Source organism: Rhodococcus koreensis, from assembly GCF_017068375.1.
Taxonomy (GTDB): Bacteria; Actinomycetota; Actinomycetes; order Mycobacteriales; family Mycobacteriaceae; genus Rhodococcus_F; species Rhodococcus_F koreensis.
Genome location: NZ_CP070609.1, coordinates 2001946 through 2027514, shown reverse-complemented (window position 1 = coordinate 2027514; position 25569 = coordinate 2001946). Strand labels below are relative to the sequence as shown.

General features: G+C 67.8%; 20 protein-coding genes. 7 read left to right on the top strand and 13 right to left on the bottom strand.

Annotation, left to right across the window (positions count from 1 at the left end; all coding sequences use genetic code 11):
• The first annotated feature begins 51 nt into the window (after positions 1-51).
• Positions 52-1839, top strand: coding sequence for a TerD family protein (locus JWS14_RS09400; RefSeq protein ID WP_206015957.1), 1788 nt, complete (start codon positions 52-54; stop codon positions 1837-1839).
• A 7-nt stretch (positions 1840-1846) separates the two neighbouring features.
• On the opposite strand, the gene JWS14_RS09395 is transcribed toward JWS14_RS09400, so the two are convergent.
• The gene (locus JWS14_RS09395; protein WP_206012991.1) at positions 1847-2773 is read right to left on the bottom strand and encodes a polysaccharide deacetylase family protein; all 927 of its coding nucleotides are present in this window, start codon (positions 2771-2773) and stop codon (positions 1847-1849) included.
• Positions 2774-2795: 22 nt separating this feature from the next.
• Positions 2796-4289, bottom strand: coding sequence for a purine-cytosine permease family protein (locus JWS14_RS09390; RefSeq protein WP_206012990.1), 1494 nt, complete (start codon positions 4287-4289; stop codon positions 2796-2798).
• A gap of 108 nt (positions 4290-4397) precedes the next feature.
• Here JWS14_RS09390 and JWS14_RS09385 point away from each other — a divergent pair, with 108 nt between their 5' ends.
• The 5 genes from JWS14_RS09385 to JWS14_RS09365 all read left to right on the top strand — a co-directional run bounded on the left by JWS14_RS09385 (position 4398) and on the right by JWS14_RS09365 (position 13202).
• Positions 4398-5903 (top strand): PucR family transcriptional regulator, encoded by a 1506-nt coding sequence (locus JWS14_RS09385; RefSeq protein WP_206012989.1) that lies wholly within the window; start codon positions 4398-4400, stop codon positions 5901-5903.
• Positions 5904-6200: 297 nt separating this feature from the next.
• The gene (locus JWS14_RS09380; protein WP_072940358.1) at positions 6201-7535 is read left to right on the top strand and encodes an MFS transporter; all 1335 of its coding nucleotides are present in this window, start codon (positions 6201-6203) and stop codon (positions 7533-7535) included.
• A gap of 64 nt (positions 7536-7599) precedes the next feature.
• A complete protein-coding gene (locus tag JWS14_RS09375) occupies positions 7600-8820 on the top strand; it encodes a M24 family metallopeptidase (RefSeq protein ID WP_206012988.1) in 1221 nt (406 codons plus the stop codon).
• A 74-nt stretch (positions 8821-8894) separates the two neighbouring features.
• Positions 8895-9707 carry an IclR family transcriptional regulator gene (locus tag JWS14_RS09370; RefSeq protein WP_206012987.1) on the top strand — a complete coding sequence of 271 codons (813 nt, stop codon included), beginning with the start codon at positions 8895-8897 and terminating at the stop codon, positions 9705-9707.
• A 66-nt stretch (positions 9708-9773) separates the two neighbouring features.
• Entirely contained in the window at positions 9774-13202 is a 3429-nt protein-coding gene (locus JWS14_RS09365) for a serine/threonine-protein kinase (RefSeq protein WP_206012986.1), read from the top strand.
• On the opposite strand, the gene JWS14_RS09360 is transcribed toward JWS14_RS09365, so the two are convergent.
• From JWS14_RS09360 to glyA, 10 genes are all read right to left on the bottom strand, one after another.
• A complete protein-coding gene (locus JWS14_RS09360; RefSeq protein ID WP_206012985.1) occupies positions 13171-13863 on the bottom strand; it encodes a hypothetical protein in 693 nt (230 codons plus the stop codon). The genes JWS14_RS09365 and JWS14_RS09360 overlap by 32 nt on opposite strands.
• 1 nt (position 13864) lies before the next feature.
• Positions 13865-15247, bottom strand: coding sequence for an L-serine ammonia-lyase (locus JWS14_RS09355; RefSeq protein WP_206012984.1), 1383 nt, complete (start codon positions 15245-15247; stop codon positions 13865-13867).
• A complete protein-coding gene (locus JWS14_RS09350) occupies positions 15244-15663 on the bottom strand; it encodes a glycine cleavage system protein H (protein ID WP_072940372.1) in 420 nt (139 codons plus the stop codon). Before JWS14_RS09350 ends, JWS14_RS09355 begins: the two co-directional genes overlap by 4 nt.
• Before the next feature lie 152 nt (positions 15664-15815).
• Complete coding sequence (locus JWS14_RS09345) at positions 15816-16475, bottom strand: aminotransferase class IV (protein ID WP_206012983.1); 660 nt, start codon at positions 16473-16475, stop codon at positions 15816-15818.
• Positions 16472-17368: a dihydropteroate synthase gene (folP, locus tag JWS14_RS09340; RefSeq protein ID WP_206012982.1), complete on the bottom strand. Its 897-nt coding sequence runs from the start codon at positions 17366-17368 to the stop codon at positions 16472-16474. Before folP ends, JWS14_RS09345 begins: the two co-directional genes overlap by 4 nt.
• 89 nt (positions 17369-17457) lie before the next feature.
• Complete coding sequence (locus JWS14_RS09335; RefSeq protein ID WP_206012981.1) at positions 17458-18051, bottom strand: sarcosine oxidase subunit gamma; 594 nt, start codon at positions 18049-18051, stop codon at positions 17458-17460.
• Positions 18044-20920 (bottom strand): 2Fe-2S iron-sulfur cluster-binding protein, encoded by a 2877-nt coding sequence (locus JWS14_RS09330; RefSeq protein ID WP_206012980.1) that lies wholly within the window; start codon positions 20918-20920, stop codon positions 18044-18046. The genes JWS14_RS09335 and JWS14_RS09330 overlap by 8 nt, the downstream gene beginning before the upstream one ends.
• Positions 20917-21195, bottom strand: coding sequence for a sarcosine oxidase subunit delta (locus JWS14_RS09325; protein WP_074933911.1), 279 nt, complete (start codon positions 21193-21195; stop codon positions 20917-20919). The genes JWS14_RS09330 and JWS14_RS09325 overlap by 4 nt, the downstream gene beginning before the upstream one ends.
• Before the next feature lie 30 nt (positions 21196-21225).
• On the bottom strand, positions 21226-22479 hold the full coding sequence (locus tag JWS14_RS09320) for a sarcosine oxidase subunit beta family protein (protein WP_206012979.1): 1254 nt from the start codon (positions 22477-22479) through the stop codon (positions 21226-21228).
• Positions 22479-23801: a serine hydroxymethyltransferase gene (gene glyA, locus JWS14_RS09315; RefSeq protein WP_241031303.1), complete on the bottom strand. Its 1323-nt coding sequence runs from the start codon at positions 23799-23801 to the stop codon at positions 22479-22481. The genes JWS14_RS09320 and glyA overlap by 1 nt, the downstream gene beginning before the upstream one ends.
• A gap of 113 nt (positions 23802-23914) precedes the next feature.
• Here glyA and JWS14_RS09310 point away from each other — a divergent pair, with 113 nt between their 5' ends.
• Complete coding sequence (locus JWS14_RS09310) at positions 23915-24586, top strand: GntR family transcriptional regulator (RefSeq protein WP_206012978.1); 672 nt, start codon at positions 23915-23917, stop codon at positions 24584-24586.
• 69 nt (positions 24587-24655) lie between these two features.
• Here the strand turns inward: JWS14_RS09310 and purU are convergent, their stop codons facing one another.
• Positions 24656-25504, bottom strand: a complete 849-nt coding sequence (gene purU, locus JWS14_RS09305; protein ID WP_072951716.1) for a formyltetrahydrofolate deformylase — start codon at positions 25502-25504, stop codon at positions 24656-24658.
• Positions 25505-25569 lie beyond the last annotated feature (65 nt).

Sequence of the window (25569 nt, the reverse complement as noted above, 5' to 3'; positions counted from 1 at the left end):
GTGAGAAACGCGCTCTATAGTCGCTCTGTGCTGTCATCTGCCTCCTCGACCATGACCCGGCCGGTGCGATTGCCGACAGGGCACCGCTGGCTTGTCGTAGACGTCGAGACCTCCGGTCTTCGTTCGTCCACGCACAGAGTGCTCAGCGTCGCGGCGTTGGCATTGCGTGAAGACGGTTCGGTGGAGCGAGAATTGGTGACTCTGCTCAACCCGGGCTGCGACCCGGGGCCGGTTCATATCCACAATCTCACGCCACAGCGTCTGGCGGGGGCACCTCGCTTCGAAGAGGTCGCGAAAGATCTGCTGGAGCTTCTCGACGGTCGGACGCTGGTCGCGCACAACGCGTCGTTCGATTACGGCTTCCTCGATGCCGAGATACGGCGGGCGGGGATGACGATGCCGACGCGGCAGCGGCTCTGCACCCTTGCTCTGTCGCGACGCCTCGAGATCGACGTCCCCAACCACAAGTTGTCCACTCTGGCTGCGCACTGGAAGGTTCGTCAGAACCGGGCACACGACGCCTACGACGATGCCCTCGTGCTGACGGAGGTCTTCGCGCACAGCGCCTCGCTGGCAGAGTCTCTCCGACTGCCTCTGCCTGTCGTCGGCTGCGCCGATCGGCGGGCGGTGTACCCGGATCGGATTCCGCGCGTGGAGTCTCCGTGGCGGAATCCGGGTCGACTCGACCCCGGGACCGGACTGGTCCAGGGCATGAAACTGGTCATCAGTGGCAGTACGGATGTTCCCCGTCTTGCGCTCGCCGCACGGCTGGCAGCCGCCGGCCTGGACGTCATGAATTCGGTCAGCCGCCAGACGAGTGTCGTCGTCTGCAACGATCCGCATTCGTCGAGTGCAAAGGCGCGGCGCGCCGTGGCGGACGGGATCCCGGTCCTGACCGAGTCGCAACTCGGCGAGATGTTGCAACATGTGATGCCGGGTGAGCCGAAGGCGGCCGCCACACCGTCCGAAGGCCGGAAGTATCGACCTCCGGAAACTGTCGCCTCCGAGAAACCCTGGCACGGAAGGAGAGTACTCATCGTCGGTGGCTCGCATTCGGACTCCGTTCTGATGCGCTCCCGAATCGTGCAGCTGGGTGCCAAGCCGTCGGTCAATCTCTCCGCGGGAGTCACCGATGTCCTCGTTCTCGATGGTGGCGAACTCGATCCCCGCATGGACCGAGTCTCGGCACGTCAGCTGCCGCTGCTCACCGCCACCGATGTGAACACCGCACTCGACCCGGCGGCACCACGCGACGAGGTGCCGCAAGTCGAGGCGGTGGCGTCCCTCGAACCGATCCGACCACAATGGGTTGCGCCGTTGCTGGCACGCGGAGAGGTGATCGACCTGCCGCCGCAGACGACGTCGCTGACGGTCAACGCGTCGTGGCGCGCCCATGTCGAGGGCGACGCGTTCGACGTGGATGTGGTTGCGCTTCTTCTCGGCGAAGACGGCCGAGTCGGTTGCGACGAGGACTTCCTCTTCTACAACTCGCCGACGAGCGCGGACGGCACTGTGGAATTGTCCTGCGACGGCAGCAGCGAGCAGGGAGTTCGGATCGAATTGACTGCCCTGCACTCCGACTACCAGTGCGTGTCCGTATCCGCGGCGATCGGAGGCGATCGTACTTTCGGCGAACTCGGTCCGATCTCGGTGACCGTGGATGCTCCGGACCACACAATCGCAACGTTCGTACTGGACGCCGGCACGACCGAACGGACGATGCATTTCGCCGAGATCTACCGACGCGCCGGGCGGTGGCGCCTCCGCGCGGTGGGTCAGGGGTATGAATACGACCTCGCGACGCTCGCCACCGAGTACGGGGTGATGGTCGACGATTGAGGATCCCTCACCGTTCGGACCGGAGTGTGGCGCGGGCCGGGGGCGTCCGTCGGATTTGCACGTCGGGGAAGGTGGGGATCTCGAATCGGGTGTGGGTGAAGGGTTCGGTGCAGACGCGCTGGGCGTGTGCCGCGATCTCGCCGAGGGTGGTCACCCACATTCCGTCCATTGCCTTGACGTTCTCGACTAGCCGTTCCAGTGCTGCTGCTTTGGAGGGCCGTCCGGAGATGAACGGGTGGTTCGTGAGGACGAAGCACCCGCCTTCGGCGTGCTGGGCCTCCGCTTCCAGGGTCCACATCTCGAGGACCTTGGCGGGACTTTCGATGACGCCGCTGCCGGTGACACCCGGGTAGAACGCGTATTGCTCCCAGTCGTCGAGTGCCCAGTCGACGGGAATTTCGATCAGGGTCCGTCCCGATTCCGGGTTGGTCGCCATCAGGTAGGGTTCGTCGCCGTCGAGCAGGCTGGAGTCGTAGACGAAACCTCGTTCGGCGAGGAGTTCGGGTGTGTGCCAGTTCATTTCCCACCAGGGTGCGCGATAGCCGACGGGGCGGATGCCCGCGACCTCTTCGAGCGCGTCGAGTCCCCGGTCGAGGTAGCGTGCCTCGGTGGCCGCGTCGAGGCCCTTCATGGGTTCGTGCAGATACCCGTGGTGTCCGACCTCGTGGCCGCCGTCGATGATGGCGCGAACCGTGTCGGGATAACACTCGGCGGTGAATCCCGGCACGAAGAACGTCGCATGCACGCCCTGGCGCTCGAGCAGTCGCAGAATGCGGGGGACGCCGACGCGGGGCCCGTAGGACTGGTGGCTCATCAGCGACATTCGGTTCGCCGAGGTGGGATCGTGGGCGAGGACGCAGGATTCGGCATCGACGTCGAAAGTGAAGGCGGCGGCTGCGGTGTGGCCCTGCGGCCATGTGAAGTCGTTGTTCACGAGTGCTCCTGGTGTTAGGGGGTCAGTTGCCGGTGAGGACGTCGAGGGAGTCGGTGGTCGCGGCCGATCGTGTCGGGGATTGACCGGTGATGCGGTAAGGGCGGTGCGCGCGGGGGCCGAGGACTGCGTAGAGGGCGGCGGCGACTCCGCCACCTGCCAGCCAGGACAGGTCGAGCCCGCCGAGGGCGCGTGCCGCGAAGCCCTGTGTGAGGCTCGTGGCGCCGTACATGAACAGCCACGTCGCGGCGATTCCGGCGACGAAGCATCCCATCGTGGTCCAGTTGACGTCGGGCAGTCGGCGAGATCCGATCGGGTCGAAGAGCCGGCGTGCGTCGATCTGTCGTTTCTCGACCCGGAAGTAGTGGACGAGCATGATGCCTGCCCAGCTCGCGATCCAGGCCACGATCGCCGCCAGCCACGTCTCCAGCACGGTGGCCAGGCTCGATTGGAAGATGAAGAAGACGACCACGACCAGGGCGAACATGCCGACCAGCAGGTTCAGCTTCCGGCGGTGCACCTTGATGTCGAGGGCCTGCGCGGCGACCGAGAACGTGTAGATGTTGAGGATGTTGGTGGCGATCGGCCCGTGAATGACGAGGAACAGCACCGGCAGCGCCAGCGCGCCGAAGTTCGACACGATCAGCTCACCCGGATCCACGGAACCGTTGGTCGTGGCGAGGCTCGCGCCGAGCACTCCGAGCCACACCACGGGAACGAACTGACCGAGGGTGCTGGTCAGGTACAGCTTGCGCCGCGACACCGTCCGGCTCACGAACCGTGAGTAGTCGCAGGCGTAGGTGAACCATGTGATTCCCCAGCCGATTCCGATCACGGTCATCACCGTCGACATGGCCGCGATCCGGGTGCCGCCGTGCAGGACTTCACCGGTGGGCCCGGCATACGACCAGTCGATGTCGAGGTGGAACCAGGCGACGACGGACATCAGAACCAGTACCGCCAGCGTCGGGGGAACGGTCCAGCGCTCGAATGCGGCGATGACGCGGTACCCGAACCATGCGATGGTCACCTGGATCGTCATGATGACCGCTCCGACGAGGACCTTCGCTGCCAGGTTCCGCTCGTGCGGGTCGACGAGGTCCAACTTGCCGAGCAGTGCCATGACCAGGTCGAGGACGATCCAGGTGTTCACGGCGCACCACCCGACGGCCAGGCAGGCCTGGATTGCGGCCGGCAGATACGCGCCGCGCCGGCCGAACGCCGCCCGCGACAACACCATGCCGGTGACGCCGGTACGCTGGCCGAGGAGAACGAAAACGCCGAAAAGTGCCATGCCGACGATGTTTCCGGCGACAAGAACGATGAGCGTGTCGCGGAGACCGAGTCCGAGACCGATGCCGAGAGCGCCGAGAACCCAGTTGATGGGCGCGATATTCGCCCCCGCCCAGATCCAGAACTGGCCGGAGACACGCGTCGTGCGTGCTTCCTCGGGGATGGGTTGCAGTACTTCTTCGAAGTCGTGGATGTGAGGACTGTCGGTGGGAATGTTCTTGACCATCGGACTCCCTTTGTGAGGCCATGTGGGCTTCCCATCTTCCGGTGCGTGACCCACATCACACCATTTACACTTTGCCAATAAAATCGGGTTGTCAACGAACGGAATGTCATGTCGCTGTCGTTAGCCGACGTCCTCGCGCACCCGAGCCTGGCTGCCGGACGCCCCGTCGTTCGCGTCGGCGCCCAGCTTCTGACGCAACCGGTGCGCTGGGTGCATTCGAGCGAAGTCATCGACATCGCGCACCTTCTTCGCGGCGGCGAACTGCTGCTGACCGCAGGGTTCGCGCTCGCGTCCGCCGATCCGGACCGACTGCGGCGTTACGTGCGTGAATTGTCGGCTCGCCGCGTCGCCGGAGTGGCCATCGAGACCGGGACGCAACTGCCGCGGATCCCCGCAGAACTGATCGAGGAGGCGTCGGCGGCGGGGTTGCCGGTGGTGGAGTTGCGGGGGGTCGTGCCGTTCGTCGAGGTGGCCGAGGCGATCAACGGCCTGCTGGTCAACGAATCGGTGCAGCGACTGCGTCGTGGTGACGCCGTCGCGCACGCGTTGTCGGAGGAACTGGCGCGCGGTGGCGGTCCCGACGAGTTGCTTGCGGTGCTCGCGCGACTCCTGCCCGGCGACGTGACCCTGCTCGACGCGGCCGGCGACGTGATCGCGGCCCTCGGGGACGGGATCTCCGCTCCCGCTGCAGATTCGGGGCTGTTCTCGGTACCGGTGGCGGTTCAAGGTGTCGGCGTCGCGACGCTCGTGGTGTCTCCGGACGACCCGGCCGATCACGTCACCGCGGAGGCGATCGTCGAGCGAGCGCCGGCAGCGCTGGCGATCTCGCTCCTGCGATCCTTTCCGCCGTCGGCCTCGGTCCGCGCCGCGCAGGCGTTGCTGCGGATCGCCGGCCAGCCGAATCCTGCGCCCGAGCGTCTCGTTGCGGCGGCCCGCGCGGCGGGGCTGGCCGACGGGGTGTCGTACGTCGGGGTCGTCGGCCGTTCGGTCGACGGTCCGGTGGCTCTCGCCGCTGTCGATGCGACGCTGCATCGGTACTCGGCCGGAACGGTGTCGTCCGTGGCCGGCGACGAGTTGCACGCGATCGTCGTTGTCCGGGCCGACGACCGGTCCGGGTCGTGCGCTGCGCTGGTCGCGTCGTTGCGCACGACGTCCCGGGCGGAGCAGGCCCGGGTGGCGGTGGGGCCGGTGGTCACCGGTCTGACCGGATTGCCCGGGACGCTGGCGGAGGCGCGGTTCGTGCTCGACCTCGCGGGCGATCTGGGCATCGCCGACACCGCGGTGGTCGCCGCGGACCTCGTTCTCGAACGCCTGGTCCGGCGGATCGACGATCCTGCGTTGCTGGCCGCGTTCGTCCGGGAAGTTCTCGGGCCGCTGCTCGTGGTGGGTGTGGAACGTGGTCGCCGCCTGATCGACACGTTGGACGTCTACCTGCAGTGCGGGTGCAACAAGACCGAGGCGGCGGCCCGGCTGCACGTGCAGCGCCAGACGCTGTACCAGCGGCTCGAGCAGATCTTCGCGCTGCTCGGCGAGGATCCGACGGGTTCGCCGCGGCTCGCTGCCCTGCACCTCGCGACGCGCCTCTACCTCGGTGGTGTGGTCGACTCGAACTGACAGTCTGCGGGGTTGCGGAACCCACGCAGCGGATCGTCTGTTGCAACAGGGTTGCATTCTTGTGAACTTCACCGGGAATCGCGCACGGAGGTGGCTCGATCTCCGATTTGACGTGTTTACTGCCGTTTCAGGTCCGATTCATCCTCGACAACCCCGATTCGATTGCAATGGCGACGTGATCCGTTGACATGTGACGATGCGCACAATATCGTCACTAATCGAATTGCAGTTGCACTGACAGCAACAAATGCCATTCGTCGCAGTCGGCAGGCGCCGACGCCCCGAGAAGGAGTGGGCATGGCCCAAAACCTCAATTCCCCCTCAGCTGCGCAGCAAACGGACGAGGCCGGCGCGGTGAACCCCTCGCCCCGAGTGCTCCGGCGCGTCGTCGCTGCGAGCTTCGTCGGCAACTTCGTCGAATGGTTCGACTACGCCGTATACGGTTACCTCGCAACGGTTATCGCGGTGGTCTTCTTCCCCGAGGCCGCGCCCACGACGGGCCTGCTGGCCACGTTCGCCGTCTTCGCTATCTCGTTCGTCATCCGCCCGATCGGCGGCCTGGTCTGGGGTCACTTCGGGGACAAGATCGGCCGCCGCACCGCGCTGTCGCTGTCGATCCTCATCATGTCGGCGTCGACGTTCTGCATCGGCCTGATCCCCGGCTTCGATCAGATCGGGTACGTCGCGCCGGTCCTGCTGCTACTCGTCCGCATGGTGCAGGGATTCTCGGCCGCCGGCGAGTACGCGGGCGCCTCGGCGTTCCTCGCCGAATACGCCCCGGACCGCAAGCGCGGCCTCTTCACCAGTGTCGTGCCCGCGTCCACGGCCGCCGGACTGCTGTTCGGATCGCTGATCGCGGCACTGCTCACCGCGGTGCTCTCGACGGAACAGATCAACGGGTGGGGCTGGCGGCTGCCGTTCCTGCTCGCGGCGCCGATGGGTCTGATCGGCCGCTACATCCGGTTGAAGCTTGAGGACACCCCGAAGTTCCAGGAAATGGAACAGAAAGTGGAGGCCAACGCGCCGCTGTCGATCCTGTTCACCCATCATCGACGTGCGATCGTCATCGCGTTCGGGGTCACGTGCCTCAACGCGGTCGGCTTCTACCTGATTCTCAGCTACATGCCGACCTACCTGTCGGAGGTGTTGAACGTCGGGCACACGGCCTCGTTCGTCGCCGCGTCGATCGCCCTCGCCTGCTACATCGTCTTCATCTTCGGGATGGGTGCGCTCTCGGATCGATTCGGCCGCAAGCGAGTTCTCATAGGCGCGTCGATCTGCTTCGCCGTGTTCACCGTCCCGTTGTTCAGCGTGCTCGGGGCCGTCGGGATCGTGGGTGTCGTCGTCATCCAGATCGTGCTGTGCGCGTTCCTCACCATGAACGACGGCACCCTCCCGACCTTCCTGTCCGAGATCTTCCCCACCCAGGTCCGCTACAGCGGGTTCGCCTTCAGCTTCAACACCGCCAATGCCCTGTTCGGCGGCACCGCGCCGTTCGTCGCCACCCTACTGATCGAGATCACCGGCAGCCCACTGGCGCCCGCCTGGTACCTCGTCGCCGCAGCCCTCGTCGCCATGGGCTCGATGCTTATGGCCCGCGAAACCTCCCGTAGACCCCTGGCCGACGTCTGACCACCCGTACCTCCCACAGAAATGCGGCATCACGCGATGCCGCCGGCAATTCGAAAGGAACATCATGAACTTGGAGCGCATCAAGAGCATCCCGAACGGCGAGAAGGTCGTTCCCACGTTCTCCCCGGTGGAAATGGACCGCAGGCTCGTCGCGCTGCGTAAGCACATGGCGGACAACGGGGTCGGCGCCGTGCTGTTCACCAGCTACCACAACATCAACTACTACTCCGACTTCCTCTACACCGCGTTCGGCCGCCCCTACGCCCTCGTCGTCACCCAGGACAGCTCGACCACCGTGTCCGCCAACATCGACGCCGGCATGCCGTGGCGGCGCACGTTCGGCGAGAACGTCGTCTACACCGACTGGCGACGCGACAACTTCGAGTACGCAGTGCAGCAGGTGCTGGCGAACCAGGGTATCTCGCGCGGCACGCTCGGTGTCGAGGACGACCACCTCACCCCAGACCTGCGGTCCCGCGTCGCCGCGGTCCTGCCGGGAATGACGTTCACCGATGTCGCCAAGGCCACGATGCGGCACCGCATGGTGAAGTCGCCCGAGGAGATCGAACTGATCAAACACGGCGCCCGGATCGGCGACCTCGGCGGCGAGGCGATCCGCGACGCCGTCACGGAGGGCGTCCCGGAGTACGAGGTGGCGATTGCCGGGTCGAACGCGATGATCCGGGAGATCGCGGCCACCTTCCCGCACGCCGAACTGCGCGACACGTGGGTGTGGTTCCAGTCGGGTGTCAACACCGACGGTGCCCACAACTGGGCCACCAGCCGTCGCGTCGAGCGCGGAGACATCCTGTCGCTGAACTGTTTCCCGATGATCGCCGGCTACTACACGGCGCTCGAGCGCACGCTGTTCTACGGTGAGCCGTCGGCGGAACATCTGCGACTGTGGGAGGTCAACGTCAAGGTCCATCGCCGCGGCCTCGAGCTCATCAAGCCGGGCGCGGTCTGCAAGCACATCGCGGCCGAGCTGAACGAGATCTACGAGGCCGAGGGTCTGCTGCCGAACCGCACGTTCGGATACGGGCACTCCTTCGGCGTGCTCTCGCACTACTACGGGCGCGAGGCGGGCCTCGAGCTGCGCGAGGACATCGACACCGTCCTCGAACCCGGGATGGTCGTGTCGATGGAACCGATGATCATGGTTCCCGAGGGAATGCCCGGTGCCGGTGGCTACCGCGAACACGACATCCTGGTCGTCGGCGAGGACGACGCCGAGAACATCACCCGGTTCCCGTTCGGACCCGAACACAACATCTTCGGCGTCTGACCGGTACGCCGACCCTGCCGCAGGTGTGGCAGGGTCGGCAGAGGTACCAGCCGAGTCGAAGGAGCGCAGCGGACATGAGTGTGGACGACGTCGATCAACTCGGCGATCAGAACGGTGACACGAAGCCGTCGCCGTCGGTTCTGCTCAACGGGCTGCGCGTTCTGGAGGCGTTCTCGATCACCGAACCGGTACTCGGCGTCACCGAGATCGCGCGGAAGGTCGATCTGCACAAGAGCAGTGTGTCCCGGATGCTCGCGACCCTCGAGAAAGCGGGATACGTCGAACGGGAGGAGGGGACCGGGCGGTACCGGCTCGGTCTCGGCGTGATCGGCCTGGCCGGGCCGTTGCTGGCGAACCTCGACGTTCGGCGGGTGGCGCTGCCCGAACTCGAAGGCCTGACGCGGCGGACCGAGGAGACGAGTGCCCTGATGGTGTGGAACGGCCACGAATCCGTCGTCGTCGAACAGGTTCCGAGTCCCAAGCAGGTCAAGCACACGGCCGCGGTCGGCACGCGATACGACACGTATGCGAGTTCGTCGATCCAGGTCTTCCTGTCCGACATGCCGCGCGCCGAGGTGGAGCGGCTGTTCGAACGGCGGCTGCTGCTGGGGCCGGACGACGCCGACTCGGTGGGCGAGTACCTCGACGAACTGGGCGAGATCCGTGATCGCGGGTACGCCGTCAACGACGGCCGGACATCGATCGAGGAGGTCGGCATCTCGGCGCCGGTTCACGACCACCGCGGCGTCCTCGTCGGCGCGGTGATGCTGTCCGCACCACGGTTCCGGGTTCCCCACACCATGCTCGACTCGCTCGGCCGCACCGTCGCCGAGTCGGCCCGCACGGTGTCCGCGCGGCTCGGTGCACCTGCCGCGACGCGCGACTGACGACCCGATCTCCGGGTGTCCCCGCGGACTATCCTGGGTGGAGCGTGTCGGAGGTGGTGCAGGCCGATGGCGAACGACGATCCGTGGGCAACCCAGCGTCAGCCGGAGATCACGTCCGAGCTGGCAGCGGCAGGGTTCGACGATGCCGTGGAAATCGGCCGCGGCGGGTTCGGGGTCGTGTATCGCTGCCTGCAGGAAGATCTCGAGCGCACGGTCGCCGTCAAAGTCCTGACGTCGAACCTCGATCCCGACAACGTGACGAGGTTCGTGCGGGAGCAACGGGCGATGGGCCGGACGTCCGGGCACCCGAACATCGTCGCGGTCTACCAGGTCGGGGTCACCCGGAGCGGTCGCCCGTTTCTCGTCATGCCGTACCATTCGTTCGGTTCCCTCGACGCGCAGATCCGTCGTTCGGGCCCTCTCGGGTGGCAGGAGGTGCTGCGGCTCGGGATCAAGATCTCCGGCGCCCTCGAGACCGCGCACCGCGGTGGGATGCTGCACCGCGACGTCAAACCGGCGAACATCCTGCTCACCGAATACGACGAACCGCAGTTGACCGACTTCGGTATCGCCCGCGTCTCGGGTGGATTCGAGACGACGGCAGGGTCCATCACCGGCTCCCCGGCGTTCACTGCGCCCGAGGTACTCGAAGGCAGGCCGCCGACGGTCGAGTCGGACGTCTACAGCCTCGGGTCCACGCTGTTCTGCGCGCTGACCGGTCATGCCGCGTACGAGCGCCGCAGCGGTGAACAGGTCGTCGGTCAGTTCCTGCGGATCTCCACGCAGGCGGTCCCCGACCTGCGGGACGCCGGAATCCCCGACGACGTGTGCAGCGCAGTCGAACATGCCATGGCCCGCGCGGTCGAGGACAGGCCGGGCGGTGCCGCCGACCTCGGCAACGAGCTCCGCGCCGTCGAGCGTCGCAACGGTGTGGCCGTCGACGACATGTACATCCCGATTCAGCGGGCGCCCGAGCAGCCGCACGATCATGCGGGCGAGTCCACCCCGTCCCGGCGCCCCGGGCTCCCATACAACGTGCGGACGCCGCCGACCCCGCCCGCGCCGGTGACGAAGTTCCGCCCACCCACGACTACCCGGCAGCTCGTGCCTCGCCGCCGGCTGCTCGCCGCTTTGCGCGCGGGACGGGACCGCAGGCTGACACTCGTCCACGCGCCTGCCGGGTTCGGCAAGAGCAGTCTCGTCGCCCAGTGGCGCGACGACCTGGTCGAGGCCGGGACCGCGGTCGCGTGGCTGACCGTGGACCGGGACGACAACAACGTGGTGTGGTTCCTCTCCCATCTGGTCGAGGCGATCCGGCGGGTCCGCCCGGACGTCGTCACCGACCTGGGGCAATCCCTGGAAGAGCACGGGGACGTGGTCGAACGGTTCGTCCTCACGTCGCTGATCAACCGGCTTCACGACAGCGCGCAGGCGCTCGTAGTCGTGATCGACGACTGGCATCGCATCTCCGACTCCGGGCCGATCGAGGCGATGACGTTCCTGCTCGACAACGGCTGTCACCACCTGAAGATCGTCGTCGCGAGCAGGAACAGGTCGGGGCTGCCCCTGAGCCGGATGCGGGTGCTCGACGAACTCAACGAAATAGCCTCCGAAGACCTGTGTTTCGACTTCGGTGAATCACAGAACTTCCTGGCGGACCGGGTGCAGGTTCCGCTGAAGGACACCGAGATCGAGCAACTCCGGGAATCGACCGACGGCTGGATCGCGGCACTGCAGCTGGCCTCACTGTCGTTGCGCGAAGCCGGGAGTCCGGAGAACCTGATCGAACAGCTGCGGACGGGGACCGACGCCATCGGTGAGTATCTCGCCGAGAACGTGCTCGACGCCCTCGAGCCGGACATGCTCGACTTCATGCTCACCACCTCGGTCCCCGACAAGGTGTGCGGCGACCTGGCGTCGGCGCTGGGCGGTGTGCGGGACGGGCAGGCGAGACTCGAGCAGGTCGCCGCACGCGATCTGTTCCTCGGCAGGACGGGGGACGACCGTCAGTGGTATCGCTACCATCACCTGTTCGCCCAGATCCTTCATCAGCGCCTCGAGCGGGATCACCCCGGGCGCATCACCGATCTGCACCGCCGGGCGTACGACTGGTTCCGGGAGCGGCACCTGCTGGGCGAGGCTGTCGACCACATCCTCGCGGCCGGTGAACCGCAGCGAGCGGTGGAACTGCTCGAGGAGGACGACCTCTACCTCCTCGATCGGTCGCAGATGTCGACGCTGCTCGGCCTGATCGGGAAACTGCCCGCCGACCTGGTGGCCGCCAGCCCGCGGCTGCAACTCACCATCGGATGGGCGAACTGCGAACTCCAGCGACTCGAACTCGCGCAGGCCGCCCGAACCCGCGCACTCGAGCAGATCGACGCCGGGGAGATGTCCGAGAGTCGCGCCGCCGAGCTCCGGGTGGAAGCGGATGTCCTGCAGGCCGACATCGAGGCGACCGCCGACCGCATCGAGGGTGTGCGCGAGCTCGTCGCCGAATGCCTCGCCCGTCCCACGGAGTATCACCCCTTCGTGGTGTCGATGGCCGCTCTCATCGAGACGTTCGTGGACACGTGTGAATTCCGGTTCGAGGACGCGTACCGCAGGCAGAGCTGGGCGGCCCCGTACCACCGGCAGAACACGGGGCCGTACTCCGTCGCGTACGGGTACTGTTTTGCCGGGCTCGCGAAGTTCGAACAGCTCGACGTCGGCGGTGCCATGGAGCTGTACCGCAAGGCGTGCCGGCTGGTCCGGGAGGCGGAGAATACGCAGTCGCAGCATGCGCGGCTCACGCGTACGCTTCTCGCCGAAGTCCACTACGAGCAGGGCCGGATCGACGAAGCGGACGAGTTGCTCAACGAGACGTTCGACCCCGCCGCGCTCGGTGGCGCAGCGGATTTCATGATCCGGCACTACTGCCTCAGGGCGCGGATCTTGGCGTTGCGTGGCGATCCCGGCGCCGCGGCACGACAGCTCGACGAGGGGGTTCGGACTGCCGAGACGTTCTCCCTGCCTCGTCTGCGGGCCGCCGTCGACAACGAGCGGGTGCGGATCGGGCTGCCCCCGGCGCCCGGGTTCGTGCCCGTCACGCGCGAGACCCGGCGTACCCCGACGGACGGGCTCGACCTGGCGACGGCGCAGCTCGAGGAAGAGGCGGCCATCATGTTGCTCGAGGCGCAGGGCGATTCGGCGGCCGCGGATCGGGCGTGCGAGTGGGCGAACGACTGGGTGCGGCAACTCGACGGCACCGGGCGGCGCCGGGCCGGGCTGCAGGCGGTCCGGTTGCTGGTGTCGTGCCTGTGGGCGGCCGGACGTCGTGACGAAGCGCAGGCGACGCTTCTTCCCGCGGCAGTGGAGTGCGCTCGGCACGAACTGATCCGATTCCTACCCGACGGCGGCCCGAACGTCGTCGCAGCGCTGTCGGCGCTGCGGGAGAGCGGTCATCAGGGCCTGCCGCGGACGTTCACCGATGCAGTGCTCGCGGCAGTCCACTAGCGCCCTCCGGCGAACAGAGGCGCCACGGTTCCAGCAGGGTTTCGTAGTGTGCCCTGGTGAAATCGTGTGTTCCGACGAGATCCGACACCGCGTGCGCAGCCGCCGCGTCGCGCACGGCGGTCGCGAGATCGGCACGCATCCGCTCGTCCTCGCGCAGGGTCACCCCGTCCATGTAGTGGCGTTCCCACGCGGCGTCCTGGGCGCGGTACCAGGACCTGATCCGGCCGGCTTCCGACGCCGCGTCTCGTGCGCAGATCCAGGCGCCGAGCCGCCGGCGGCCGTCGACGGCGCTGCTCGTCCGCGTCAGTGCTCCGAACTGTTCGTCGACGAGTGCTGCCGCATCGACGGCGTGCCGCACGACGTCCTCCCAGTTCGGACCGAAGGCCTGTTCGCATTCGTCCTCGGTCACGGTGAACGAGTCGAGGGCGGACAGCGCGTCGTCCAGCACATCGAGGCGGAGAAGGTACGAGTCCGGCAGGGCGCTTCGGCTCAGTAACTGGAATGCCACGAACGCGTCGCCGCGCACCGGCGCGCAATGCACGAGAATGTCGAGCACCGACATTCGGGTTTCCGGCGCGTACGCACCGCGCGCCGGAACCGGGTGCTGCCGGATGAAATGAGCGGCGCGGGCCGGGAGAAGTCGAAGTTCGTCTGTGATCATGTCAGCACTCGACGTAGTTGACGGGAACGTTGACGGCGAGACCGCCGGTGGACGTCTCCTTGTACTTCGACAGCATGTCAGCGCCCGTCGAGCGCATCGTCTCGATCACCTGGTCCAGGCTTACGCGGTGGGTCCCGTCGCCGCGCAGGGCCATCCGGGCGGCGTTGATGGCCTTGCCTGCCGAGATCGCGTTCCGTTCGATGCACGGAATCTGGACGAGGCCTTCGATGGGGTCGCAGGTGAGGCCGAGGCTGTGTTCCATGGCGATCTCCGCGGCGTTTTCCACCTGTTCCGGTGTGCCGCCGAGGATCTCGGCCAGTCCTGCCGCGGCCATCGACGCCGCCGAGCCCACCTCGCCCTGGCAGCCGACTTCGGCGCCCGAGATCGACGCCCGCTCCTTGTACAGGGATCCGACCGCGCCGGCCGCGAGGAGGAACCGGACCGCGGTCTCGTCGGGGTCGGCCCGGCCGGCGGGCGTGTAGTGGACGGCGTAGTGCAGGACGGCGGGGATGATGCCCGCGGCGCCGTTGGTGGGGGCGGTGACGATGCGCCCACCCGAGGCGTTCTCCTCGTTGACCGCGAGCGCGACGAGGTTGACCCAGTCCTCCGCGAACGCGGGATCACGATGGGGGTCTTCCTGATCGAGCCGGAGATACCAGTCACGGGCGCGCCGCCGGACGCGCAGCGCACCGGGAAGGAGTCCGTCGCGGGAGATGCCGCGTCGCTCGCACTCGACCATGACGTCGCGGATGTGGAGCATCCGGTCGCGGATCTCCGCGGCCGCGCGGGTTTCGCTCTCGAACTCGAGCATGACCTGGCTGACGCGGCATCCGTGCCGCGCGCAGATGTCGAGGAGTTCCTTCGCGGACCCGAACGACGACCCGCTCGCCGGCGTCGGCCGGTGTTCCGTGCTCTCGGCTTCGGTGACCACGAATCCGCCACCGATCGAGAAGTACGTCTCCCGATGGATTTCCACGTTCCCGGCCGCATAGGCCGTCACCGTCATCCCGTTCGGGTGGAACGGCAGGATCGTCAGCGGATGAAGCACGATCTCGTCCTCGGCCAGCGCGATGTGGTGCGAACCGCCGAGCGCGATGCGCCGCGTGGTCCGCATCGCCTCGAGTCGCTGCTCCATCTCCTCGGTTTCGATCGTCTCGGGCCGATACCCCTCGAGGCCGAGCAGGACTGCGGACATCGTCCCGTGGCCGGCGCCGGTCGCGGCGAGCGAGCCGTACAGGTCGACGCGGACGCCGGTGACGTCCTCGAACGCGCCGAGCGTGTGCAGGTCGGACACGAAACGCGCGGCCGCGCGCATGGGTCCGACGGTATGGGAACTCGAGGGGCCGACACCGACGGAGAACAGGTCGAACACGCTGATGGTCACAGGGTCACCGTCTCGTTGAGTTCGGTCGCGTACTGCGCGGGGGTCAGGAGGCCGTACGTGGACGACGACGGCACCGGCAGGATGGCGAACAACCATCCGGCGTGGAACGGATCTTCGGCGACGAGCGCCGGATCAGCGGTGGCGTCGCGGTTCGTCATCGTGATCAGACCGCCGATCGGGGCGTACACGGTGATGGCCGTCCGCGCCGACGACCAGATCACAGCGCAGGGGGAACCCGCGTCGACAGTGCTTCGCACGGCAGGCAGGTCCACTCCGACCACGTCGATGTCGTCGAGTGCGCGGTCGGTGACGCCTGCGCGCAAGGGGAAATCGGAAAAGTTCGCACCCGGCGTCAGCGCCACCCAGCTGTGTGTGGCCGTATACCGTCGGTCCGAGGGAATCTTACGAGCTCTCATGCCTTTTCCTTTGACAGTCGGGCCTTGCGGTCGCGGACTACTTGCCTGCGATCCAACAGATTCGAGATTGATATATCAGTCAGTGCAATAACGGTAGGTCAGTATGCGGCATGGGTCAAGAGGGGATCGGGAAAACGTTGGGAAATGTGCGGCTACGGCCGGAGCGTCGCGGGCAGCACACCTTTGAGAGAACTCATCACGACGAGAGCCTCGGCACCCCGGAGGTCGCTCGGCGTCAACATGCGCTCGTGCATCAACCCGCGGTCCAGCTGCCACGACCGCTCGACACCCGGCAGACATCCCGACGACAACGGCGGCGTCCACCAGGCGCCGTCGATCCGGGCGGCGAGGTTCGCGATCGTGGTCTCGGTGACATGCCCGAATTCGTTGACCAGCACGACGTCGTCGGCATCGGGATTGCGGTGACGCCTGCGGTCGTACCGCTCGCGCAACGTCGTCTTGTGCCCGAGGAGGATGTCGAGGGAATCGACGGGCTCGTCGTCGAGGACGAGGGATACACAGGCAGGCGCGACCGGGGGAGCGAAGACGTCGACGTCCACGCCGCCGTCGCGGTGCAGGCGCACCCGGACCCGGGCCGCTCCGGCGCACGACAGCTGGTGCGCGAGGTGGCGCCGGACCTCTCGTTCCCCGAACTCGTACCCGAGGACCGCCGCGGAACGGGCCAGACGCGACAGGTGACGGTCGAGATGCCGCAAGCCCGTGCGGGGATCGTGATACATCGTCTCCATCAGCTGAACCTCAGCTGTGTCGATCGTCGCGAGCCCCACTGCGGCGGACACGGAAGTGTTCACAGGGCGGAGTCTCGATTCGGCGCGTGACTGGAGGTGGCGGGACCACGATATACGAGTGCGCGGAGCACCGCGACGGCGTCGACCGTCTCCGCGACGTCGTGGACGCGGAGGATGGCGGCGCCGTTCTGGGCGGCGATGAGGGCTGCAGCGACGGATGCGGCCTGGCGGTGGTCGACGTCGCGGCCGGTGATGGCGCCGAGCATGCCTTTGCGGGAGAGTCCGGCCATGACGGGGAGGCCGATCTCGGTGATCTGCCGGAGTTCGCTGAGTAGTTGAAGGTTGTGGGTGAGGGTTTTGCCGAATCCGAAGCCCGGGTCGAGCAGGATGTGCTCGGACGGGATGCCGGCGGTCAGACACGCCTCGATCCGGGTGAGGAGGAAGCGTCGGACCTCGTGTACGACGTTCCGGTATCGGGGTGCATGTTGCATGGTGGTGGGGTCGCCGAGCATGTGCATGAGGCAAACCGGGACCTGCAGGTCGGCGGCGGTGTGCAGGGCGCCGGGGAGCTGGAGGGCGCGGACGTCGTTGATGAGGGTGGCGCCGGCGGCGACGGCGGCGCGCATCACCTCGGGACGTGAGGTGTCGACGGAGATGGGGACCGTGGTGTGCCGCGCGAGTGCCTCGATGACGGGGATGACGCGGGCGATTTCGTCGGCGACCGGAGGTGGGGTGGATCCGGGGCGGGTGGATTCGCCTCCGATGTCGAGGAGGTCGGCGCCGTCGGCGACGAGTGACAGTGCGTGGTCGACGGCGCGGTGGTGGTCGGTGTAGCGGCCGCCGTCGGAGAAGGAGTCGGGGGTGACGTTGACGATGCCGCAGACCAGGGGGGTGTGGCGGGTGAGGGCGTCGAGCAGCCGGTGGGGGCCGGTGGCGGTGAGAGTGGGGGACGGCATCGGGGTGCACCTCCTTGTGGGTGGAAATCGGCCCCGGGGGACGGCGCCATGTCGTCCCCCGGGGCCGAAGATTGCCTGCGTCGCCGCGTTTATTCGGGGTGAGTTCCGTATTCTTCGGCGGCGTCGATCAGCCACGCCGCGAGGTAGCGGGCGAAGGAGGCTCGTACCAGGATGCGGTAGTCGGTGCCGGTGTCGTCGAGTGCGATCAGCACGACACCGGCGAGTCCGAGCATGGTCTGCACGGCGGTTCCGGGGCGGAACACGGTGGGGTGCAGGTCGATCGAGCAGCCCTTCGCGAGGATGTCGCGGGCGTGCGCTCCGGTGAGCCGGAGGGTGGTGCGCTGTCCGGAGACGTCGATGGCGGCGCCGCCGTGCGGGGTGACCGCGGTGCGGAGTTGGGTTTCGAGGGTTTCGGGTGCCTGGGTGCGGGTGGTGATCAGGAATTCGTCCGGGCCGAGCCAGATCGCGGTGGCGGTGTCCCCGGTGGCGGCGGTGGATGCGGTGGTGGGCAGGTCGACACCGAGGACCGCGGCGGCGGCGGCCGCACCGGGTCCGGTGGGGTCCACCCAGAGGTCGATCATGGTAACGAACGGTTCCTCGGTGATGCGCACCGACTCGGGCAGGTGCGCGAAGGTGTGGTTCCAGCTGTGCAGGGGGCTCAGCGGGGTGAGGGTGTCAGCCATCGCGGCGTGCTCCTTCGGGGTCGACGAGGACGGTGCCGGTGACGTGCACGGCGACCAGGTTTCCGTCCACCGGGACGTGCAGGGTGTCGCCGATTCGGGTGTGGCCGCCCTTGACGAGGGCGAGGCCGAACGGGCGGCCGAGTTCGGCGCTCATATAGCTGGAGGTGACGTGCCCGAGCATCGGGACGGGCGGCGGTGGCAGGGTGCCGTCGGGGCGGTGTTCGATGATCTGCGCGCCCTCGGGGAGGACGGTGTGTTGGTCGAGGGGTAGCAGTCCGACGAACTGTTTGCGCAGCGGGTTCTGGTTTTCCTGCCGGGTGAAGGAGCGTTTGCCGATGAAGTCGGCCTTCTTCTTCGACACCGCCCAGCTCATGCCGAGGTCCTGGGGGGTGACGGTGCCGTCGGTGTCCTGCCCGATGATCGGGTAGCCCTTTTCGGCGCGCAGGACGTGCATGGTTTCGGTGCCGTAGGGGGTGATGTTGTGTTTGTCGCCGGCGGCGATCAGGCGGGCCCAGATGGCGGGGGCGTGCCAGCCGCCGACGTTGACCTCGTAGGCGAGCTCGCCGGAGAAGCTGACCCGGGCGATGCGCACGTGCACGCCGGCGAGGGTGGTGTCGCGCCAGGCCATGAACGGGAAGGCGTCGTTGGTGACGTCGAGGTCGCCGAAGACCTCGCCGATCACGTCGCGGGATTTGGGTCCGACGACGGGGAAGGTGGCCCAGTGTTCGGTGACGGAGGTGAGCCGGACCTGCAGGTGCGGCCATTCGGTTTGGAGCCATTCCTCCATCCAGTCGAGGATTTTCGCGGCGCCGCCGGTGGTGGTGAACACCTGGTAGCGGTCCTCGGCCAGGCGCATGATGGTGCCGTCGTCGATGACCATGCCGTCGACGCCGCACATGAGTCCGTAGCGGACCATGCCGACCTTGAGGGTGCTCATCATGTTGGTGTAGAGCATGTCGAGCAGCACCCCGGCGTCGGGTCCCTGGACGTCGATCTTGCCGAGGGTGGAGCCGTCGAGGATGCCGACGCCGGCGCGGACGGCGGCGCATTCGCGGAGCACCGCGGTGTCCATGTCCTCGCCGGGGTGTGGGTAGTAGCGGGGGCGTTTCCATTGGCCGACGTCCTCGAATACGGCGCCGCGGCCGAGGTGCCAGTCGTGCAGGGCGGTGACCCGTTCGGGGTCGAAGAGGGTGCCGCGGGCGCGGCCGGCGAGGGCGGCGAACGGGACCGGGGTGTAGGGGGGCCGGAAGGTGGTGGTGCCGAGGGTTTCGATCGGGCGGTGCAGGAGTTCGGCGGTGATGCCGGAGGAGATGACCCCGGACGTTTTGCCCTGGTCGTGGGCGGTGCCGATGGTGGTGTAGCGCTTGATGTGTTCCATCGACGTCATGCCGGCGCCGACGGCGCGGGCGAGGTCGGCGACCGTGGCGTCGCGTTGGACGTCGACGAACTGGGTGTCCTGCCCCGCGGGGTCGGGGACCCGCCACAGCACCAGCGGCGGCAGGCCACCGTCGTCGGCAGAATCAGCACCGCCGGAGTTGTCGGCGGTCGATGCCACGTCCGGGGTGGTGAAGCCCAGCGCGCCCAGAATCTCCCGGCCCGCGTTCTGGCCGTCGTGCAGGCAGCCGGGGAGGTCGAGGATGCCGTTGGCGGAGCCGGCGACGGTGACGCCGTCGAGGGTCTCGCCGGGCACGAACGCACCCAGGGTGTCGTCGTACTTCAGCTTGCCGCGGGCCTGGGAGAACAGGTGCACGGCCGGGTTCCAGCCGCCGCTGACGAGCAGGGCGTCACACGCGAGCGGGATCGGGGTGCCGGTGGTGTCGTCGCGGGAGGTGACGAGGGCGTGGCTGACCCGGCCGTTGCCGCGGGTGCCGGACACGACGGATGCGGTGCGGACCGGGATGCCGCGGGCCTCGCATTCATGCTGCCAGCGGGCGGGGGCGGTGTCGCGGGCCTCGACGACCGCGTTGATGCGGACCCCGGCGTCGTGCAGGTCGATCGCCGCCTGGTAGGCGCTGTCGTTGGTGGTGAACACGACGGCCTGGGCGCCGACGGTGACGCCGTAGCGGTGCAGGAAGGTGCGGGCGCCGTGGGCGAGCATGATGCCGGGGCGGTCGTTGTCGGTGAAGACGACGGGGCGCTCGTGGGCGCCGGCGGCGAGGAGGATGTGCCGGGCCCGGATCCGCCAGATGCGTTGCCGGCTGACCGCGGCGGGGGCCTGGCCACCGAGGTGGTCGGTGCGGCGCTGCAGGGCGAGGACGAAGCCGTCGTCGTAGTGGCCGAACGCGGTGGTGCGCTGCAGGTGCAGCACGTCCGGGTAGGTTGCCAACTCGGCGACGGCGGCCGCGGCCCAGTCCAGGGCGGGGGCGCCGTCGATCAGATCGGTGGAGCCGAGGAGGTCGCCGCCGGCTTCGCTCTGCTCGTCGAGCAGCACCACCCGGGCGCCGGCGCGGGCGGCGGTGAGGGCGGCGGCGAGCCCGGCCGGGCCGGCGCCGGCGATCAGCAGGTCGGTGTGGTGGTGGGTGGCGTCGTATTTCGCCGAGTCCGGGATGGTCGCGAGCCGGCCCTGGCCGGGGATGCCGCGGGCGACGAGGCCGTCGAACAACTCGATGGTGGTGGCGAGCAGCATCGGCTCGGGGAAGGGTTCCTCGATCTGCACCAGGCCGCCGGTGTCCTCGGCCCAGGCGGCGGTGATGCCGCGGGGGCGGCCGAGTTTGATGCTGGTGGTGACCTGGTGGATGCCGTTCGCGAGCAGCGCGGAGCCGAGGGTGTCACCGGGGTGACCGGTCAACTCGCGGCCGTCGAAGGTGAAGGTGTGGGTGGTGGTGCGGTCGAGGCGACCGCCCTGGCGGGTGCGGAAGGGTGCGTTCACGATATCGTCGGCTTCTGCTCGGCCACGCGGTAGACGCTGTGGAATCGGTAGGTGGCGGTGTCGCGGACGGCGTTGAACCAGCGCCGGCAACCGGCGGCATGGGACCACCGTTCCGCGAACAGGCCTTTCGGGTTGGCGCGGAAGAACACGAACTGCGCCCACTGTTCGTCGGTCAACGCGGCCGGGTCTTCGGGGTAGTCGACGTGGGCTTGGCCGCCGTAGTGGAACTCGGTTTCCTCACGCGGCCCGCACCACGGGCATTCGATCAACTGCATGCTGACTCCTGGTTGGTGTGCGGGGGTGGGTTAGTGGGCGACGGCGGCGGCGCCGTGTTCGTCGACGAGGGCGCCGGTGACGAACCGGTCGAGGCTGAACGGGGCGATGTATTCGTGCGGTTCGTCGTGGGCGAGGGTGTCGGCCAGGCACCAGCCCAGTCCCGGGGTGGCCTTGAAGCCGCCGGTGCCCCACCCGCCGTTGAGGTAGACGTTGTCGTAGGGGGTGCGGCCGACGATCGGGGAGGCGTCGGGGCAGGTGTCGACGATGCCGCCCCAGGTGCGCAGCAGATGCGCCCGGGCGAAGACGGGGAACAACTCGACGGCGGCGGCCATCTGGCGTTCGATGATGTGGAAGGCGCCGCGTTGGCCGTAGCCGTTGTAGGAGTCGACACCGGCGCCCATCACCAGTTCCCCCTTGTGGGCCTGGGAGACGTAGACGTGGATGGCGTTGGACATCACGATCGTCGGGTGCACCGGCTCGAGGAGTTCGGAGACCAAAGCCTGCAGCGGGTGCGATTGCAGGGGGGTGGCGATGCCGAGCATGTCGGTGAGGGTGGAGGTGTGCCCGGCCGCACACAGCGCGACCTGCCCGGTGGCGATGTCGCCGCGGGTGGTGCGGACCCCGGTCACCTTGTTGCCGTCGGTGACGAAGCCGGTGACCTCACAGTTCTGGATGATGTCGATGCCGGCCTGGTCGGCGCGGCGGGCGAACCCCCAGGCCACGTAGTCGTGCTTGGCGATCCCGGCGCGGGGTTGGTACGTCGCCCCGAGCACCGGGTAGCGGATGTCGGCGGAGATGTTGACCAGCGGGCAGAGTTTTTTGACCTCGTCGGGTCCGACCCATTCGGCGTCGACGCCGTTGAGTTTGTTGGCCTCGACCCGGCGGACGCTGTCGCGGACATCCTGCAGGCTGTGGGCGAGGTTGAGGACGCCGCGCTGGCTGAACAGGATCGGGTAGTCCAGGTCCTCCTCGAGGCCCTCCCACAGTTTCAGGGCGTGCTCGTAGATGCGGGTGCTCTCGTCCCACAGGTAGTTCGACCGGATCAGGGTGGTGTTGCGGGCCATGTTGCCGCCCGCGAGCCAGCCCTTCTCCAGCACGGCGACGTTGGTGATGCCGTGGTTCTTGGCGAGGTAGTGCGCGGTGGCGAGGCCGTGGCCGCCGCCGCCGACGATCACGATGTCGTAGGACTTCTTCGGTTCCGGGTTACGCCACAGAAAGTCCGGGTGATCGGGCAGGTGCGCACCGGGCGGGGTCGCTGCAGTGCCGGAGCTCAGGGTCGTCATCAGTTCGTCTCCGTGAGGTCGGGGTAGAGCGGGAACGCGGCGGCGAGGGCGTCGACCCGGGCCCGCAGCGCGGTCAGGCCGGCCTCGTCGGTGGCCGGGCGCAGCGCGTGGCTGATGATGTCGGCGACCTCGGTGAACGCGGCCTCGTCGAAACCGCGGGTGGCCAGCGCCGGGGTGCCGATCCGCACCCCGGAGGAGATCATCGGCGGGCGGGGGTCGAACGGGACGGCGTTGCGGTTGACGGTGATTCCGACCCGGTGCAGCCGGTCCTCGGCCTGCTTGCCGTCGAGTTCGGACTCACGCAGGTCCACCAGCACCAGGTGCACGTCGGTGCCGCCGGAGACGACGTTGATCCCGGCGGCCCGCGAATCGGTTTGCAGCAGGCGGTCGGCGAGGATCTTCGCGCCGGCCAGGGTGCGCTGCTGACGTTCGGCGAATTCGGGTTCGGCGGCGAGCTTGAACGCGACGGCCTTGCCGGCGATCACGTGCTCGAGCGGGCCGCCCTGCTGGCCGGGGAACACCGAGGAGTTGAACTTCTTCGCCAACGCCGCGTCGTTGGTGAGGATGACGCCGCCGCGGGGCCCACCCAACGTCTTGTGGGTGGTGGAGGTGACCACGTGCGCGTGCGGGACGGGGGAGGGGTGCAGTCCGGCGGCGACCAGGCCGGCGAAGTGCGCCATGTCGACCATCAGGTAGGCGCCGACCTCGTCCGCGATGGCCCGGAACCGGGGGAAGTCGAGCCGGCGGGGGTACGCGGACCAGCCGGCCATGATCAGCTTCGGGCGGTGCTCGCGGGCCAGGCGTTCGACCTCGTCCATGTCGACGAGGTGGTCGTCCTCGCGGACGTGGTACGCGGCGACGTCGTACAGCTTGCCGGAGAAGTTCAGCTTCATCCCGTGCGTGAGGTGACCGCCGTGCGCGAGATCCAACCCGAGAATGCCGTCACCGGGGGTCAGCAGCGCCGCCATCGCCGCGGCGTTGGCCTGCGCCCCCGAATGCGGTTGCACATTCGCGAACCCCGCACCGAACAGGGCGGTGAGCCGGTCGATCGCCAACTGCTCGATCACGTCGACGTGCTCACACCCCCCGTAATACCGGCGGCCCGGGTAGCCCTCGGCGTACTTGTTGGTCAGCACCGACCCCTGCGCCTGCATCACCGCGAGCGGCGCGAAATTCTCACTGGCGATCATCTCCAGGGTGCCCTGCTGCCGCGCCAACTCGGCCCCGATCGCCGCATGCACGGCCGGATCGAGATCCACCAACCGCCGAGTCAACGTCGGGTTTGCTGCCGCCTCGGTGAGGTTTGCGGTGTCCACAGTCATGGTTCGCCTTTCTAGAAGGTCAGTTGACTTCGAACTAATATATCAACTGGAAAGTAGAGTAAGGTCAGGATCGGATAAAGGTCAATAGCTCCGGAAAATCAGGGAGACGAAACATGAGCCTGGCGCATTCCTCGGTCGCGGACACGGCATCGAACGGCGGCACCAACGCTGAACGCGCGTACGAGATCATCCGCGAACGCCTGGTCATGCTCGATATCCGGCCGGGTGAGCCGATCAACGACGACCGCCTCGCCGAGGAACTCGGTTTCGGCCGCACCCCGGTGCGCGAGGCCCTCAAGCGCCTCGAACGCGAACGCCTCGTCGTCGCCTACCCCCGCCGCGGCACCTTCGCCACCGCCGTCGACATGACCGACCTCGCCGACATCTCCGAGATCCGCAAACGACTCGAACCGACCGCCGCCGCCCGCGCCGCGCGCTCCGCGACCCAGGACGCCCGGGCCCGACTCGCCGCGCTCGCCGCCGACATCGCCGAGATCGCCGACACCGAGGACCCCCGCGAGGTGCTGCGCAAGGACGTCCACGTGCACCGCGAGATCTACCGGGCCTCGGGCAACCCGCACCTCGAGGACATCCTCGTCAGCCTCGACGCCCACGCCACCCGCATCTGGTGCCTGTTCCTCGACCGACTCCCCGACGTCGCCAGCCACGTCCGCGAGCATGCTGCCTTGCTGCAAGCCATCGTCGACGGCGACGAGGACACCGCGTCCGCACTCACCCTCGCGCATGTCGCCGGTTTCGAGCAGGCCATCCGCAAACTGCTGTAGGCGCTCCGCGCCCGTGCGCCTTTCTGGTTGTTCCCGCTACCAGAAAGGCGCACGGGCGGCGAAGCCGCCTCAACTGAAGACGACCGTCCGGTGTCCGTGAAGCAGGACGCGGTTCTCGCAGTGCCAGCGCACGGCCCGGGAGAGTGCGAGGGCTTCGGCGTCCTGCCCGACGGTGGCGAGTCGCACCGGGTCGAAGGTGTGGTCGATGCGGATGACTTCCTGCTCGATGATGGGCCCTTCGTCGAGGTCGGGTGTCACGTAGTGGGCCGTCGCGCCCACCTGCTTGACGCCGCGATCGAACGCCTGGTGGTAGGGCTTGGCGCCCTTGAAACCGGGCAGGAACGAGTGGTGGATGTTGATCGCACGCCCGCGGAGCGCCCGGCATGCGTCGTCCGACAGCACCTGCATGTAGCGGGCCAGCACCACGAGGTCGGCGTCGTACCGGTCGACGAGCGACAGCAGTTCGGCTTCCGCCTCCGGCTTGGTCGTGGGGGTGACGGGAACGTGAACGAACGGCAGGCCGGCGGCCTCGGCCATCGGCCGCAGCACCTCGTGGTTGGAGACGACGGCGACGAGTTCGGCGCCGAGATTGCCTGCCCGCCAACGGAAGATGAGGTCGTTGAGGCAGTGGCCCATCTTCGACACCATCACGATGACGCGGGGCAGATCGCTGCCGTTGAATGTGAACGTCATGCCGAACTTCGCGGCCACGTCGGCGAATTGGGCGGTCAGGTGCTCGATGTCGACGTCGCCCGCCGACACGAACGACGTGCGGAGGAAGAAGGCGTCGCTGCGGGTGTCGTCGAACTGCTGATGTTCGGCGATGTCGCAGTTCTGCTCGAAGAGGAAGGAGCTGATGGCGTGCACGATCCCGGGACGCTGGGCGCAGCTGAGCGTCAGGGTGAAGGTCTGGGGCATGGGGTCTCCTCGAAGCGGAACCGTTGAGGTGTCAGTTCTATAGAACTGATATATCAAGAATGCTA

Coding starts and splice junctions, on each gene's coding strand:
- JWS14_RS09335 (WP_206012981.1), bottom strand. CDS start 18,051: ATGGCTGACACCCTCACCCCGCTGAGCCCCCTGCACAGCTGGAACCAC.
- JWS14_RS09370 (WP_206012987.1), top strand. CDS start 8,895: ATGAGTGTGGACGACGTCGATCAACTCGGCGATCAGAACGGTGACACG.
- folP (WP_206012982.1), bottom strand. CDS start 17,368: ATGCCGTCCCCCACTCTCACCGCCACCGGCCCCCACCGGCTGCTCGAC.
- glyA (WP_241031303.1), bottom strand. CDS start 23,801: ATGACTGTGGACACCGCAAACCTCACCGAGGCGGCAGCAAACCCGACG.
- JWS14_RS09350 (WP_072940372.1), bottom strand. CDS start 15,663: ATGAGAGCTCGTAAGATTCCCTCGGACCGACGGTATACGGCCACACAC.
- JWS14_RS09390 (WP_206012990.1), bottom strand. CDS start 4,289: ATGGTCAAGAACATTCCCACCGACAGTCCTCACATCCACGACTTCGAA.
- JWS14_RS09380 (WP_072940358.1), top strand. CDS start 6,201: ATGGCCCAAAACCTCAATTCCCCCTCAGCTGCGCAGCAAACGGACGAG.
- JWS14_RS09375 (WP_206012988.1), top strand. CDS start 7,600: ATGAACTTGGAGCGCATCAAGAGCATCCCGAACGGCGAGAAGGTCGTT.
- JWS14_RS09400 (WP_206015957.1), top strand. CDS start 52: ATGACCCGGCCGGTGCGATTGCCGACAGGGCACCGCTGGCTTGTCGTA.
- JWS14_RS09385 (WP_206012989.1), top strand. CDS start 4,398: ATGTCGCTGTCGTTAGCCGACGTCCTCGCGCACCCGAGCCTGGCTGCC.
- JWS14_RS09310 (WP_206012978.1), top strand. CDS start 23,915: ATGAGCCTGGCGCATTCCTCGGTCGCGGACACGGCATCGAACGGCGGC.
- JWS14_RS09365 (WP_206012986.1), top strand. CDS start 9,774: ATGGCGAACGACGATCCGTGGGCAACCCAGCGTCAGCCGGAGATCACG.
- purU (WP_072951716.1), bottom strand. CDS start 25,504: ATGCCCCAGACCTTCACCCTGACGCTCAGCTGCGCCCAGCGTCCCGGG.
- JWS14_RS09325 (WP_074933911.1), bottom strand. CDS start 21,195: ATGCAGTTGATCGAATGCCCGTGGTGCGGGCCGCGTGAGGAAACCGAG.
- JWS14_RS09360 (WP_206012985.1), bottom strand. CDS start 13,863: ATGATCACAGACGAACTTCGACTTCTCCCGGCCCGCGCCGCTCATTTC.
- JWS14_RS09320 (WP_206012979.1), bottom strand. CDS start 22,479: ATGACGACCCTGAGCTCCGGCACTGCAGCGACCCCGCCCGGTGCGCAC.